Below are 13,989 nucleotides of genomic sequence, written 5' to 3'. Positions count from 1 at the left end.
AACAGAAAAGGACAAATTTAGTTATAACCCCGCACATAAATCGAGTTGCTGTCATCATCCATGAGTTCAATTTCCTTAAAAGCACTTTCAACTTTGTCGGTATTATAATCAAGCGGGTTATTGAGCAATGGCGAACACTTGTCCGAGTTATCACCAGATACTGAGCGGCTTTCTCCATTGAGGTCACGATTACTAATCATGATATTCGTCCTATAAATTTGATGTTTAAAAATAAATAATTTTACTACTTCAAATAGCCTGTTATCTTCTGCCAAAATCCGGGTATTAATCGCACCAGTAAGCCCTAAAAAATCAACGCCGCTGACAGCAAAATAAATCCTCTTTTTTAACTCGATTTCAAGAACAAAATTTGTTCCAAAGAAGACAGCAGATTGCTGGAAAATGTTAGCCTAGTATTGACGATAAAACCACCTATTAACGTCATTAATAACAGGATTATTTTTTCTGACGTTAAAAAGAGCAAATAAAGTCGAAAAACGCTCTCGCATTTCAGGAAAAAATGTCACCCCGACAAAGCCCTTCCAGCAGGTTTCATCAATAAAACAATGAGAAAATAAGCGATGAAAGTTTGTTTGAATTATCGGCAAAATAACTTATTTAAAAAGCAAAAAAGGCATCTCAAATTTGAGCTGAAAAATGTCTCTTAGCACTGGACAAAAAAGTGTTGCACCGCAGCAATTCCTACCCAACAAAAAAGTGTTGCAACGCAGCAATTTTTATCCAATAAAAAAGTAAAAAATCTCTCTCATCGCCGGGCAAAAAAATGCTGCGTTGCAACAGTTTTTTTGCCCGTTAAAAAGTGAAAATTTTCCCGGATAAAATCTCGTTTAAATTATCCAATATGGCGAGCAAATTACGTTAACATGCAGCTAAATTTCAAACGGAAAAAATTTCGCTATAACAACCATCACCTTTTTAGAAAAAGCAGCGTCAATTTACTTTACACAAAAAATCACATAGAAAATAAAAACAAGACAAAATAATTAAAAATCAATGCCTTATTTTTTTGGCTTAATTGGTGCTTAACAATTATCAAACAATACGGAAGTATTAATTTCACAATAAGGAAAGATCCGAATGAAAACTTTAAAACACTACCTGATTACAGCAGCAGCTTCATGTCTTTTTTGTGCCACTTCCGTAAATGCCACTATCTTAACCTGGGATTTTACCGTTACCGTCGATACCATCTACCAGGATAATGCCAATGTAATTGATGACAGTATTACTGTCGGCACTGTACTTAGCGGTAGCTTTTCTTACGATAACGGCTTAACCGACGATTCACCCGACTTTGATTATGCCGACGGTTATCTTGATCCAAACGGCAGTTTCACCATTGCCGGTTTGGGCATATATGACTGGAGCATCTCAGCCTCTGTGGTCCACCAGAGCTCGCGCGACATTGTCGATGTCGAAGGAGATTACTGGTCTGGCAATATTCATGAGTCGGTTGAAATCGGCTTCCTGGACTATAGCCAGAGTTATGACAATGGCGTATTACCGGTAAACTGGCACAACCCGCCGGTCCCTTTTAGCGATATTGAATTCGACTATACCTTGAATCTTGGCACAGACCCTTGCTGTTATGACTCCTGGTTAAGCGGTTATGTTTCTTCGATTGAGTTACGCTCACCAACCGATGTGCCTGAACCTTCAAGTTTGATCTTAGTTGGCCTGGGCCTGATTGGCTTAACCAGGAAAGTGAAAGTAAGTTAAACAAAAATTTATTCCCTACGGCTATAACGCCATCCGCAGGTAAAAAACAGCAAGGAAAGTTATTTCATTGCTGTTTTTTACCATTAGCTGGCCACTAAATGACGCTTAAACTAACACTTTGGCAAAAACTCCATGGTCCAGTTCGTTTCCCAACTCTCCTCGTTATCAACAGAAAAAGCCTGCTCCCAACGCGGCCTGCCTGGCTGTCGCGCATTCCAGGTAAAGCGTACCTTAACAGGCACGCCATCAAATACATCATCGGCAAAGAACAAACCTATACCGTCTGTAAATGCCCCCACCACAGGCGTATCCAGGGCATCAGGAAAACGACCATCGAGCCACCAGATAGACCATTTTTTGCTATCGGCGTTATAAGAGCGCAGTGCTATTGCACGAAAGGACTCTTCGGGAAAATGAAGAAAATTATCTTCCAGGTTACCATAGCCGCCAAGGATTTTTTTCGTTGACATTTCCCCGTCAAAATCTATCCACTGATGACATCCATTTAACCTTTCCTTAAGACGGCGATGTTTTACTGTCCACTCGCCGATAACAAAATCGAAATCGTCGGGAGCACAAGCTGCCATTTCAGTTAACATAAACTACCTTTTAATTGTTATTATTTATTTTAACGGGCATCTTACCACAGCACTGTATAAACAAACAGTGCCGCAACCTTTATCCTGAAACACAAGATAAAAGCTTACGGACATAAAAAAAGGTTGCCGAAGCAACCTTTTTCTCAACAAATAAAACCCGCGTTATTTTAAACTGATAGTAGTATGTACTTCGGAGCCGTCTTGATGATCCGGCTCAAACCAGCGGGTAGTCACGGTTTTCGTCTGGGTCCAGAAGCTCACTACCTGGCTGCCGTTAGGCCCCAAATCGCCCAGTTTAGACGCACGTGAACCGGTAAAGCTGAAGTAGGCAACCGGCACAGGAATTGGCACATTAATCCCTACCTGGCCAACATCGATCTCATTTTCAAACTTACGCGCCGCCCAGCCGGATGAAGTAAACAGGGAAGTACCGTTACCGTTTGGATTATTGTTGATGATCTCGATCGCTTCTTCCAGGCTTTCCGCTTCCAGCACACATAACGCCGGGCCAAAAATTTCCTGGGTGTAGATATCCATATCGGTCTTAACATTGCTGAACATAGTTGGTCCGACAAAGTTACCGTCAGGATAACCTTCTACCTGACAATCACGACCGTCTACCAACAAGGTAGCCCCCTGCTCAACGCCGGAGTCGAGTAATTTAATGATACGCTGTTTCGCTTGCGGTGAAACCACAGGACCTAAGTCGGCATCACGCTGCGTGCCCGGGCCAACTTTTAGTGACTTGGCGCGCTCGGCAATTTCCGGTAACCAGCTGCGGGCTTCGCCGACTAAAATCGTCACCGGGTTGGCCATACAGCGCTGACCGGCGGCGCCGAAGGCTGAACCTAATAAATCATTGATGGCGCGATCTTTATTGGCATCAGGCATGATCACCATGTGGTTTTTCGCCCCCATCATACATTGGGCGCGTTTACCGTGGGCACCGGCATGGTTATAAATATGAGTACCGACATGAGTAGAGCCGATGAAAGACACTGCTTTAACATCTTGGTGCTCACATAAACGGTTTGCCACATCCGGACCACCGTGTACCACGTTAAGCACACCTGCCGGAATACCGGCTTTAAGCGCCAATTCAACCATCAGCATAGTCGAAGACGGATCTTGCTCGGAAGGCTTAAGCACGAAAGCATTACCACAGGCAATGGCAATCGGGAACATAAAGGCCGGCAACATCAGCGGGAAGTTAAAGGCGGTAATACCGACACAAACCCCTAACGGCTTGTTCATGGTATAAACATCAACACCGGTGGCGGCATTGTTGGCCATTTGCCCCAGTTGCAAACGGGTAACAGAACAGGCATTTTCAATGGCTTCTAAAGCCCTGCCAACTTCACCTTCGGCATCCGGTAACGTTTTACCATGCTCTAAAGTGACTAAACGCGCCAGCTCTTCGGTATTTTCACGGATCAGTTGCTGCAGGTTCAGCATAATACGCATACGGTTGGTCAGGGAGACCTTTGACCAGGATTTAAAGGCTTCTTGCGCCGAGGCAACCGCCGCATCCACTTCATCAAGTGTCGCCATAGGCACACGGGCAACAACTTCTTGCGTCGCCGGGTTTAACACGTCTAACCATTGCTCGGTCTTAGACTGAACTTTCTCACCGCCGATGATCAGCGGGATTTCTTTTATGCTCATAACAAGTCCCTTAAAAATTTCGGTATCAAATAGATATGGTATAGCTTTCTATGGTGGCTAAGGTATGCCTTTCTGGCAACAAGAACAACAAACACAAATGCAACGCAAATTGCATTTTTGCAAGGCGATGAAAAACGGTTTAAAATACCCGGATGAACTGGGATGATATCAAAATATTTTTAGAAGTTGCCCGCAGCGAGCGCTTATCGCAAGCGGCGAAAAGGCTTGCCCTTGATCCGTCGACGGTTTCCAGGCGACTACATAAGCTGGAGGAACAGCTGGCCACACAATTATTTGAGCGCACCCAGGACGGGCATATACTGACAAGCGACGGCGAACGTTTGCTGGCCTCGGCGCGCCGCATGGAGCAGGATGCCAGTTATGCCCTGGACGATATCAAACACAACAATGCCCAAAACAGTGGTTGCGTCCGTATCGGGGTCACAGAAGCCTTCGGCAATTTTTTTATCGCCCCCAACCTGTTATTGATGCAGCAACAGTTTCCCAATATCCAGATTGACCTGTTGCATTTCTCCCGCTATGTCAAAATCAGCCGCAACGAAGCCGATATTGCCATCGCGGTAGAGCGCCCCAACAGCACCTCGATGATCGTCAGTAAATTATGCGATTATACGCTACAGTTGTACGCCCATCCGGATTACCTTAACAAGCACAAAGAAACCGTGACCCTGGATAATTTAGCCGGACATAACTGGGTCAGCTATGTTGATAATTTATTGTTTACCGAACAGCTTTCCTATTTAAAGGAGCTCAATGCGGATCTGCTGCCCGGTTTTCGCAGCACCAGTGTCATCAGCCAATACAGCGCCATAAAAAGCGGCCTGGGTATCGGCATCTTACCCTGTTTTTTAGCCGCCCAGGACCCCGGCCTGGTCAAATTATGCGCCGGGGATATCAAGCTGGTACGCAGCTTCTGGTTAGTCACCCACCCGGAAATCAAGCGTCTGTCCCGGGTCAACAGCGTCTGGCATTATTTAAAACAATTGGTGGCAGAGCATCAAGGGCTGCTGATGCCAAAAGATTAAGGCAGCAATAAAAACTATACTGCCTGCTGTTGCTCAACAAAGGCGGTAAAGTTATCCAGGGCATCGGCATTACCCTTATTACTCTGGCAGACACTTTTTTGATATTGATAGCTAAAAACGTCAAACCATAAATCCAGCAATTTAGCATTAGCATGCTCCCCCCACATCGCCAATACCCGGGCGGCCACCTCAGCCGTTGCCAGCTGGTTTTCACCGCCAGCGCTGCGCAGCTGATAACGGGAAGTCACCGCGTTATCTTCCAGATTAAAAGACACCATAGGCAGCTTGGCCAGGTAAGGGCTTTTACGGAATATTTTTTTTGCTTCACGCCAGCTGCCGTCAAGCATAATAAATAACGGCCGTTTGCCATTTTCGCAGGGAATATCTTTTTGAAAAACCGGCCGGTTTTCTTCGGCATATTGCGCCGGAAACACCACATAAGGCTGCCACTGTTCATCCTGGAGCAAAGCCAACAGCTCGGGATTTTCCTCTGTTCTCGACCATAAATAGGCAAACGTATCCGGAATGACATCACCAATCAAGCGACCGGTATTACTGGGTTTTAATACCTCGGTATCGTACATCAACAGCAGGAAACCGGCCTGGCTTTGTCCTTTAACCGCCAGATCGCAAATACAATTGTTTTGCGCCAGCTGGCACAACTGACAACGTTTAACCCTTTGCCCCCGGGCGGCAAACACTGTGGTGCATAAACTTTTACGGTATTGATATAAACGATGTACTGCGTGCATTGATGTACTTCCTAAAAAAATCTGGAGAACGCCGGGGGAAAACAGGCGGCTAGTTTACTTGATTCCCGGCCGGTAAACACCCCTTTCTTACTTCTCCTTCAACACAGCCCTTGTTACACCCCCCTTGCCAGCAACTTGTCTAACAACCGACTCGGCAACAGGCGCTTGAGTAGAATGAATAAAAAACTGGGTACGGTCACCGGATAACGTACTTTAGGGTGTTTGCTTTCCAGTGCGGCAATCACTTTAGCGGTCACATCTTTTGCCTGCAGGGTAAAACCGCTGCTGTTGCCGGTTTTTTCCAGCCGGGCCAGCTGCTGCTGATAGCGGTGATGATGCACCGACTGCTTTATATCAATATATTGCTTAAATTTAACCAGGGCATTGGCGCGAAAGCGGGTATTAATGGGGCCGGGTTCAATTAAACTGACATAAATACCGCTGCCGGCGAGCTCCAATCTTAAGGTATCGGTCAAACCTTCTATGGCATATTTACTGGCAATATAGGCGCCGCGATACGGCATCGCCACCACACCTAAAATAGAGCTGTTTTGAATGATACGGCCGTGTCCCTGTCTGCGCATCACCGGCACGACCAGGCGGACCAGCTGGTGCCAGCCAAAAACATTGGTTTCAAACTGGGCGCGCAGTACACTATCCGGCAAATCTTCCACCGCCCCCACCTGGCCATAAGCACCATTGTTAAATAACGCATCTAAGGTGCCGCCGGTTTCGGCCAACACCTTAGTCACGGTATTTTCAATAGACTTAGCCTCATCCAGATCCAACCGGTAACAGCTCACCCCCAGCTGCTGCAAGCGATTAACATCCTCAGGTTTTCTGGCACTGGCAAAAACCTTATAGCCTCTTTTCTGTAAGGTTAAGGCAGCGTCCAGGCCGATGCCGCTCGAACAACCGGTAATTAAAATTGACTTAGCCACACCAGAGCCTTTTATTGCAGTAAATAAGCTTAATAGTAAACACCTTAAAGGCTGACAACCAGAAAAGAAAGTGTCAATACACCACCGGAAAAACAAAGAACAACAACAATAAAAAAGCGCCAATACCCAGATGGAAAAACAACAGTTTTTGTAGAAAACGAAGGCAGCACAAGATAATCACATGAAATAAAACAATATTTTTCTGATCAAAATTCGTCCGATTTTAAGCGTGCATTTTTCAATTTAACCCGGTACCATAATCAACGCTCATCCGATGAGCAGATTAGTAGCAGTGAGTGAGAAACTAGCCCCCATCCAGTGTTTTGATCGAATATTGTTACTCAGCTCCCGGTATTACGGGGAAGATAATAACCATTAAGGATTTACAAATTATTACCTAGGGAGCGGGTAAACCATGCCCGCAGTTGTCCCGAAAATAATCCGATCCTGGATTCACAATAAGAAAAAGGCAACAGTATGAATTTTAAATTAACACATGCCGCAGCAAGCTGCGTTTTAGCATTTGGCGCATTTATCGGCCAGGCCCAGGCCGACAGTGTCGATGATTTCAATAACAGCTGGCAAGGCAAAGCACTCGCGGCGCAGCGTCTGATAGATGTATACAGCCCTATGGCGGATAACAATATTCCCGGCACCCACAACAGCTATAATTCTGAAGAATATACCAGCTGTAACTTTTCTGTCGGTTGCCGTTACTTAGATCCGCAGCAAAAACTCACCATCAAAGATCAGCTGCGTTTAGGCGCCCGTTTCATTGAAATCGATGCCCACTGGACCACGAAAATGGAAAGCCTGTTTTCCTATCCGAAACGTTTGTTGATGTGTCACGGCTTTTGCAGCATCAATGACAAGTACCTGCACGAAGGCCTGAACGAAGTTAAAGACTGGCTCAACAGCAGCGCCAGCGACAACCAGGTATTGATCTTATATATAGAAGATCACAGCGATGGCCACCAGGGGGATCTTTACGAGCAAATCAACTCCCGCTTTGGTCAATGGGTATACAAAAGCAATGGCTGTGGCTCCATTCCCAACACCTTAACCAAAGCCGATGTCCTGGCCCAGGGGAAAAAAGTGCTGGTTTGGGGTGACGGCGGCTGCCACAGCAATACTAACTGGAAAAACTTTGCCTTCACAGGTTTAGGGGATATCGGCCGTATCTGGGAAGACCGCACTACGGTGGCCAGTATCGGTAATGTCTTCACCGGCGGCAGCGACGATTATATCACCGCAAGCGATGTCACTACCTATTTTAAAACCGGCGCCAATATCGTTAACCTCGACGATATGGTCACCAATGACGGCCGTTTGGAAGCGGGTATCTGGAGCTGGGACAACAACGAGCCCAATAACTCCGGCGGCAACCAGGATTGCGCGGTGCAATGGGGCAACGGCCGCTGGGACGATCAAAGCTGTGACAACAGCCGGGCTTTTGCCTGTCAAAGCGACAGCGACAACAGCTGGCAGGTAACAGATCAGACCGGCGCCTGGGCAAACGGTGAAAGTGCTTGTCAGCAGCTGGGTAGCCAGTATCACTTTAGCGTGCCCACCAATGCCATGGCCAATGAAGCATTAAAAACCGTCAAAGATGCCAAAGGGGTCGGTACGGTATGGCTCAACCATGATGACAGACAAAACGAAGGCCAGTGGCTGGTAAGCGGTAAAAGCACGGTAAGTTTCTAAGGCTCTGTTAATAAGAAAAAAGTTTAACGCTTTAGCCGTTAAGCCAATAAAAAAGGGAAACCGTCTTTACCGGTTTCCCTTTTTATTTGGGGTTTGCTTTTTTGTCGGAGCCTTAAACCTAAATACCGCCGCAAAAATTGACATCCCCGTTTTGTGAAATTAAAAAAAGGCTGCCGAAACAGCCCGTCAGGAAAAATTAAATTTCGTTGCTGCCGTGGCTTTTCACCTTCAGGAAATTAGTATTTTCAAGCTCACTGATCTGGGCTTTTAGCTGCTCTTCCAGGCTGTCGATTTTAACAACGGATAAACAAATCTGCTCGCCTTTGCTTTCCAGTTCAGCGCCACGTGCTTCCATTTCGTTTTCTATCTTATCGCCAAAGTTTTCCATTTTCGTTTCAAAGGCCCCGGTATCGCCGGAGAATAACATTTGCTGCCCCACGGCGATTAATAAACTGCCCATAGAATCGCGCATGGCTTTTTCCACCACAGACTCGATGCGCTGCTCAAATTCTTCACCAAAAAATTCTTCGCCGGCAAAGCCGTGCTCGTCCACATAAAAACCGTTATCGACATCAAAACGGGTTTGTACTTGATCACGTAAAGCCGTCAGTTCACGGGTCAGATCGGCGCCAACATCATTGCCGGCCCCCAGTAATTCATCAAAGGCCATATTCACGCCTTCAACTGCTAAATCTATGCCTTCAATCGCGATAGATTTTACTTCCGGTACGACCGCACGGATACTGGCGGCATATTCACTTACCAGGGCCTGCTGACTGGCATTTAACTCAATGTTTTTACCATCGACAATTAAACGGTTATCTTCAAGAATGCTATAAACGGGCTTTTTATCCTGCATGAATTCAATGCCGGAGCTGTCAATTTTGATCCCGCCTTCAAGTTCGACGTCACAGGAGTCATGGGCATAAAGACTGGTAGAGGTTAAGATCAGAGTACTTGCTAATAATGTTTTCATGGCATTTCCTTTATCGCTTAAGGGGAGCATTTTTGTTATTTATGTTTACCTGGTTACACAGGTTATAGCGATATCAATGCCAATATTGATTAAACATTAACAATCAATAACTTAAGAAGAAACAGGAAAATCTAACGGAGTATCAGGCAAGAGTATACGTAGCGGTATTGACCAAGTTTTAATAAAATTGACCAACTAAATTCAATAAAAAAGCAATCAGAGAACACGTCTTTAGTGCAACCAAAGTTCCGCTTGCTTTTTACAGTAAAAGTTTTCCATATCCAGTTTTTTATTGGCGGCAATTTGCTGGATCAGCATTTGCCTGTGCCCCTGCATAGACACCAGCCGGGCAATTTTAAAACGCTGAAGATCTTGTTTTAGCTGCTTCATCAGTTGCAACAATTCCAAAGAGCCACAAGCCAATTCAAGTTCACGGCAATCTTTAAAAACTTTAGTGATCTTATGCCTGTCGGCCATTTCAAACAGGTTTTGATAGCTGTGTTTAATATCACTGATACCGGCTTTGCCGGTAAACACAACATATAAGCAATCCCGGACAATTTTCACCCGGTACTGGAAATTAGCTGCCATGACCGCCACCACTTTTATTCGCGGCAGGAGATAAAGATTCATTTTTTGCGGCCAAATACATCTGATATTCACAAATGCTTTCACACAAAAGACGTGAATCACCCAAAGTGACATCGCCGCGGCTGAATTTCTCCCCCATTCGCGCCAACAGGGTTAGAGAGAATTTTTCAAAACATTGTTCTACATACATAATCAAACTGCATAACTTTAAACAACAAGATAAAAGTTACGAAACAGGGGGCAAACAGGAGATCTGTTATAAGAGAAGAAATCTGGTGAATATTGTCACGATCAAACTTGCAACCCAGCCATCATAGGAAACCCCTTAGATCCGTGGTTTTGCGTGAGTACTTTTTCAAGCACCTTGCCTTTTACAACCAGTTTACACTAATGATACAGGTCTGACCATAATTAAAAAGATTAATTAATACCGGCTTGAATTAAATCACAAAATAACGGAAATAAACCTAAAGTGACCCGGTCATGTTAAAGACAGTGATTAAAAATGAATGGATTATTACCATGAATTATTTAATACGACTTAAGCATCAACAACACACTTTCTGGCGACTCTTGGCCTTTCTGCTGGTTTTTACCCTTTGCCTGATCACTTCACCTTTTAGCAAAGCTGCGGATGTCGAGACCAGTTTTGAAACCACAGATCTGTCGGGCTCATTTACCCTCGGCACTTCACCCAACACAGTCACCTTTACCAACGGTGAAGCCAAATTTGCCGGTATAGCATCCCTTTATCACAGCGGCTCTCAGGCTTTTATGGTACAAAACAATACCGCTACCGTCAGTTTCGCAACCCCGGCGGCCGAATTCTCGGTTTTTTTAAAGGCACAATCCGGCGCGGCGGGGGCGACGGTCAATGTTTTTGATATCAACGATAACCTGGTCGATAGCTATAGCGCCACAACCTCATGGCAAGAGCTCAGCATAACCTCCGGCGAAGGCATCAGTAGTATTGAACTTATCAACAATAGTTCCAGCTATGCAGTCTTTGATGATTTCAGTTTCACCGCCCTCACCGCGGTTGAGCCCCCCGAAGATCCGGTAAAACTTGACGATCCTATTACCCTGCCAATCTTTTCAGGCGGATTAAAATTGGTACTTGAGCCCTTTAGCCAGGAATTAGTTGCACCTGTTTGGGGGATAAATGCCCCGGGTATCAATGATTATTTCTATGTTATCGATCAGGTCGGTTTTATCTGGGGGATCTCTACGGCTTCGGGAGAAAAAGTCCTCATTGCCGATTTATCTGCTTTACTGGTCGATGTCGGCATTGAAGCATTAGGAGGCTTTGATGAAAGGGGCTTACTCGGGCTAGCCTTTCACCCGGATTTTATCAGCAATAAAACCCTGTATACCTTTAGCTCACAACCCGTTTCAGGAGAGGCCGACTTTTCAACCATGCCCGAAGGTGAAAACGCCGATCACCAGGGGGTGTTAACCAGATGGTTTGCCGACATTGGCGGTGAAGGTGGTTTGATAATAGATCTCGAATCGGCACAAGAAATACTGCGCATCGACCAGCCACAGTTTAATCATAACGGCGGCGCCATTACTTTCGATAATAACGGCTTATTATATCTTGCCCTGGGAGACGGCGGCGGCGCCGATGACATTGACGGACAGAGCTTTCTCGGTACTGCCATGGTCGGCCACGGCACCAGCGGCAATGGCCAGGACACCAGTAATGTCTTAGCAAGCATTTTACGGATAGACCCGGACGGCAACAACAGTGAAAATGGCGCCTACGGCATACCGCAAGATAATCCCTTTGTCGGTATCAGCGGGGTCGATGAAATTTTTGCTTACGGCTTACGAAATCCATACCGGATATCTTTTGATCCGGTTTCAGGAAGCTTATATGCCGGTGATGTCGGCCAGAATGATATCGAAGAAATTAATAATATCACCTCGGGGAGCAATTATGGCTGGAATATCCGCGAGGGCAGCTTTGGCTTTTTTGCCAACGGCGACGGTGAAGGTTATGTATATAGCCAGTCTGAGACTATGGGCACCATAGACCCCGTAGTCGAATACGACCACGACGAAGGTGTCGCGGTGATCGGCGGCTTTGTCTACCGGGGAACAAGCTATGAAGACCTTTTGGGGCGATATGTTTTTGGTGATTTCAATGGCCGGTTATTTTACCTCAACAATGAAAACACAATTTCTGAATTTCAGGACAAGGATGATATCGATGTCGGCGCAATTTTAGGCTTTGCCCGGGATGCCGGCGGCGAACTTTATGTCTTAGCCAATGAAAACGGCCTGCCCAGCGGCAACAGCGGCGCCCTGTATAAGATCACCCTGTTGCCAAATCAATCGCCTGTTGCCGATGCCGGCAGTGCACAAACCGTCAATGAAGGAGTCTTGGTGACATTAAATGCCGGTGGCAGCAGCGATCCCGACGGCGATCCCTTGAGGTATCAATGGACACAAAGCAGCGGGACTTCGGTCACCTTAAACAATCCGACCACGGCAAGTCCGACTTTTACCGCCCCCAATGTCAGCTCAACATCAAGCTTAAGCTTTACGGTAGAAGTTAATGACGGTCATTTAGCCGACAATGCCAGTGTTGATATCACGATCAATAATGTTGAAGAAGATCCCGGCAATGATGGCGGCGGTGGCGGGGGCGGCGGTAGCTTGTCCTTCGCACTTATCCTGTTAGCCTTGGTTTTCACCGTCAAAGGGCTGATAAAACCGGCAGCCACAGGCAATGATTAGGCGCTTTGCTCAAGCCCGGTGCCATATTGCATAAACTGCATTTCAATCAGGCGAGAGCGGCAACGGGCAAACTCAAAGCTCAGCTCTTGCCCCTGGTATAAGTCATCAATATCCACCGCTGCCGAGATGATCAGCCTTACCTTACGGTCATAAAATTCATCCACCAGGGCAATAAAGCGCCGCGCTTCATCATCCAGCCTTTGCAGGTGGGTCAGCATTTTGCCCTGGCGCCGGTAACCGTCTTCAACACCTGAGGCCACCCCTTGAATGCGCTCACCGACAAATTGCGGCACCGCTTCAAGTAACACCACAGAAAACTGATTGGCCAACTTGATATAATCCCGTTGGCTGCGCGGTCCCGAACACAGGGCATTAAAATCAAACCAAATAATACTTTGCCGACACTCCGGCATATTAACCCGGGCTTTATAAGGGATAAGGCGGTGATTAATTTCTATTTCGCCTGCACGGGGCGGCTGTTTGCCAAAAGAGCTGAAAACCTGCTTTAACCAGGTTGCCGCTTCATCCCGGCCATAAACATAATCCCGATAAGTTTTAGCCCGCTCTTCCCGAAGGTCCAACGACAACAGGCGATGATCTTTATCACCGTCAACCGAAATCACCCGGCACTGCCGGTATAGGATATCTATGGTGGGAACAAAACGCTCTCTTTGCAAACCGTTGCGATACAGATCTTCGGGGCGACAATTGGAAGTCGCCACCAAAGTCACCCCATATTCAAAGAGTGCCTTAAGCAGCCCGGAAATCAGCATGGCATCACCGATATCCGAGACAAAGAACTCATCAAAACATAATACCCGGATATCTTTCGACCAGGACTTGGCGATACGCTTAAGGGGATTATCACACACAGGCATAACCGTTAACTGCCGGTGAACAGTTTCCATAAAGCGGTGAAAGTGAATGCGTTTTTTTTGCCTGATGCCAAGGTGTTGGTAAAACAAATCCATCAACATGGTTTTGCCGCGACCTACCCGGCCATGAAAATAAATGCCGGGCACAGGCCGTGGCCGGCGTAATTTCCGCCATATTTTTCCCGGGAAGGTTTGGCGGTGTTGATATTTGTGCTCCAGCACTTGACTAAGGTCGGCTAAAACATCGACAGCGGCCAACTGCGCCGGATCCTCAAGCAGCTGCCGGTTATCCAGCAACTCCTGATACGCTAACTTCATTGACACTGACGCTTACTCCTGACCAGCACAAAATAGTGAA

Annotated in this window: 13 protein-coding genes and 1 riboswitch; of the genes, 4 read left to right on the top strand and 9 right to left on the bottom strand. The window is 46.3% G+C overall.

Annotated elements, in window-relative coordinates; all coding sequences use genetic code 11:
• Positions 1–17: 17 nt before the first annotated feature.
• On the bottom strand, positions 18–200 hold the full coding sequence (locus tag QL234_RS22840; RefSeq protein WP_281560077.1) for a hypothetical protein: 183 nt from the start codon (positions 198–200) through the stop codon (positions 18–20).
• An 898-nt stretch (positions 201–1,098) separates the two neighbouring features.
• Here QL234_RS22840 and QL234_RS22835 point away from each other — a divergent pair.
• Complete coding sequence (locus QL234_RS22835) at positions 1,099–1,740, top strand: PEP-CTERM sorting domain-containing protein (protein WP_281560076.1); 642 nt, start codon at positions 1,099–1,101, stop codon at positions 1,738–1,740.
• Positions 1,741–1,850: 110 nt separating this feature from the next.
• On the opposite strand, the gene QL234_RS22830 is transcribed toward QL234_RS22835, so the two are convergent.
• Together QL234_RS22830 and QL234_RS22825 are read right to left on the bottom strand one after the other, a co-directional pair.
• The gene (locus QL234_RS22830) at positions 1,851–2,339 is read right to left on the bottom strand and encodes a DUF1579 domain-containing protein (protein WP_281560075.1); all 489 of its coding nucleotides are present in this window, start codon (positions 2,337–2,339) and stop codon (positions 1,851–1,853) included.
• Between the two features lie 162 nt (positions 2,340–2,501).
• Positions 2,502–4,004 carry a CoA-acylating methylmalonate-semialdehyde dehydrogenase gene (locus QL234_RS22825; protein ID WP_281560074.1) on the bottom strand — a complete coding sequence of 501 codons (1,503 nt, stop codon included), beginning with the start codon at positions 4,002–4,004 and terminating at the stop codon, positions 2,502–2,504.
• Positions 4,005–4,156: 152 nt separating this feature from the next.
• Here QL234_RS22825 and QL234_RS22820 point away from each other — a divergent pair, with 152 nt between their 5' ends.
• On the top strand, positions 4,157–5,050 hold the full coding sequence (locus QL234_RS22820; RefSeq protein WP_281560073.1) for a LysR family transcriptional regulator: 894 nt from the start codon (positions 4,157–4,159) through the stop codon (positions 5,048–5,050).
• A 14-nt stretch (positions 5,051–5,064) separates the two neighbouring features.
• Here QL234_RS22820 and QL234_RS22815 read toward each other — a convergent pair whose 3' ends face one another.
• Positions 5,065–5,802 (bottom strand): tRNA-uridine aminocarboxypropyltransferase, encoded by a 738-nt coding sequence (locus QL234_RS22815; RefSeq protein WP_281560072.1) that lies wholly within the window; start codon positions 5,800–5,802, stop codon positions 5,065–5,067.
• A gap of 113 nt (positions 5,803–5,915) precedes the next feature.
• Positions 5,916–6,743: an SDR family oxidoreductase gene (locus QL234_RS22810; RefSeq protein ID WP_281560071.1), complete on the bottom strand. Its 828-nt coding sequence runs from the start codon at positions 6,741–6,743 to the stop codon at positions 5,916–5,918.
• Between the two features lie 477 nt (positions 6,744–7,220).
• Here QL234_RS22810 and QL234_RS22805 point away from each other — a divergent pair, with 477 nt between their 5' ends.
• A complete protein-coding gene (locus QL234_RS22805) occupies positions 7,221–8,447 on the top strand; it encodes a phosphatidylinositol-specific phospholipase C domain-containing protein (RefSeq protein ID WP_281560070.1) in 1,227 nt (408 codons plus the stop codon).
• Positions 8,448–8,643: 196 nt separating this feature from the next.
• On the opposite strand, the gene QL234_RS22800 is transcribed toward QL234_RS22805, so the two are convergent.
• From QL234_RS22800 to QL234_RS22790, 3 genes are all read right to left on the bottom strand, one after another.
• Positions 8,644–9,423 carry a DUF2884 family protein gene (locus QL234_RS22800; RefSeq protein WP_281560069.1) on the bottom strand — a complete coding sequence of 260 codons (780 nt, stop codon included), beginning with the start codon at positions 9,421–9,423 and terminating at the stop codon, positions 8,644–8,646.
• A gap of 231 nt (positions 9,424–9,654) precedes the next feature.
• Positions 9,655–10,014: a hypothetical protein gene (locus QL234_RS22795; RefSeq protein ID WP_281560068.1), complete on the bottom strand. Its 360-nt coding sequence runs from the start codon at positions 10,012–10,014 to the stop codon at positions 9,655–9,657.
• Positions 10,004–10,204 carry a hypothetical protein gene (locus tag QL234_RS22790; protein ID WP_281560067.1) on the bottom strand — a complete coding sequence of 67 codons (201 nt, stop codon included), beginning with the start codon at positions 10,202–10,204 and terminating at the stop codon, positions 10,004–10,006. The genes QL234_RS22795 and QL234_RS22790 overlap by 11 nt, the downstream gene beginning before the upstream one ends.
• A 105-nt stretch (positions 10,205–10,309) precedes the next feature.
• Positions 10,310–10,393: riboswitch (cyclic di-GMP riboswitch) on the bottom strand.
• Positions 10,394–10,536: 143 nt separating this feature from the next.
• Here QL234_RS22790 and QL234_RS22785 point away from each other — a divergent pair.
• Positions 10,537–12,756: a PQQ-dependent sugar dehydrogenase gene (locus QL234_RS22785; RefSeq protein ID WP_281560066.1), complete on the top strand. Its 2,220-nt coding sequence runs from the start codon at positions 10,537–10,539 to the stop codon at positions 12,754–12,756.
• On the opposite strand, the gene zapE is transcribed toward QL234_RS22785, so the two are convergent.
• Complete coding sequence (gene zapE / locus QL234_RS22780) at positions 12,753–13,949, bottom strand: cell division protein ZapE (RefSeq protein WP_281560138.1); 1,197 nt, start codon at positions 13,947–13,949, stop codon at positions 12,753–12,755. The genes QL234_RS22785 and zapE overlap by 4 nt on opposite strands.
• Positions 13,950–13,989: the final 40 nt, after the last annotated feature.

This window comes from Thalassomonas sp. RHCl1, from assembly GCF_947387555.1.
Classification (GTDB): Bacteria; Pseudomonadota; Gammaproteobacteria; order Enterobacterales; family Alteromonadaceae; genus Thalassomonas.
This window is presented reverse-complemented; position numbering and strand designations above follow the sequence as displayed.

Coding starts and splice junctions, on each gene's coding strand:
- QL234_RS22840 (WP_281560077.1), bottom strand. CDS start 200: ATGATTAGTAATCGTGACCTCAATGGAGAAAGCCGCTCAGTATCTGGT.
- QL234_RS22835 (WP_281560076.1), top strand. CDS start 1,099: ATGAAAACTTTAAAACACTACCTGATTACAGCAGCAGCTTCATGTCTT.
- QL234_RS22830 (WP_281560075.1), bottom strand. CDS start 2,339: ATGTTAACTGAAATGGCAGCTTGTGCTCCCGACGATTTCGATTTTGTT.
- QL234_RS22825 (WP_281560074.1), bottom strand. CDS start 4,004: ATGAGCATAAAAGAAATCCCGCTGATCATCGGCGGTGAGAAAGTTCAG.
- QL234_RS22820 (WP_281560073.1), top strand. CDS start 4,157: ATGAACTGGGATGATATCAAAATATTTTTAGAAGTTGCCCGCAGCGAG.
- QL234_RS22815 (WP_281560072.1), bottom strand. CDS start 5,802: ATGCACGCAGTACATCGTTTATATCAATACCGTAAAAGTTTATGCACC.
- QL234_RS22805 (WP_281560070.1), top strand. CDS start 7,221: ATGAATTTTAAATTAACACATGCCGCAGCAAGCTGCGTTTTAGCATTT.
- QL234_RS22800 (WP_281560069.1), bottom strand. CDS start 9,423: ATGAAAACATTATTAGCAAGTACTCTGATCTTAACCTCTACCAGTCTT.
- QL234_RS22795 (WP_281560068.1), bottom strand. CDS start 10,014: ATGGCAGCTAATTTCCAGTACCGGGTGAAAATTGTCCGGGATTGCTTA.
- QL234_RS22790 (WP_281560067.1), bottom strand. CDS start 10,204: ATGTATGTAGAACAATGTTTTGAAAAATTCTCTCTAACCCTGTTGGCG.
- QL234_RS22785 (WP_281560066.1), top strand. CDS start 10,537: ATGAATTATTTAATACGACTTAAGCATCAACAACACACTTTCTGGCGA.
- zapE (WP_281560138.1), bottom strand. CDS start 13,949: ATGAAGTTAGCGTATCAGGAGTTGCTGGATAACCGGCAGCTGCTTGAG.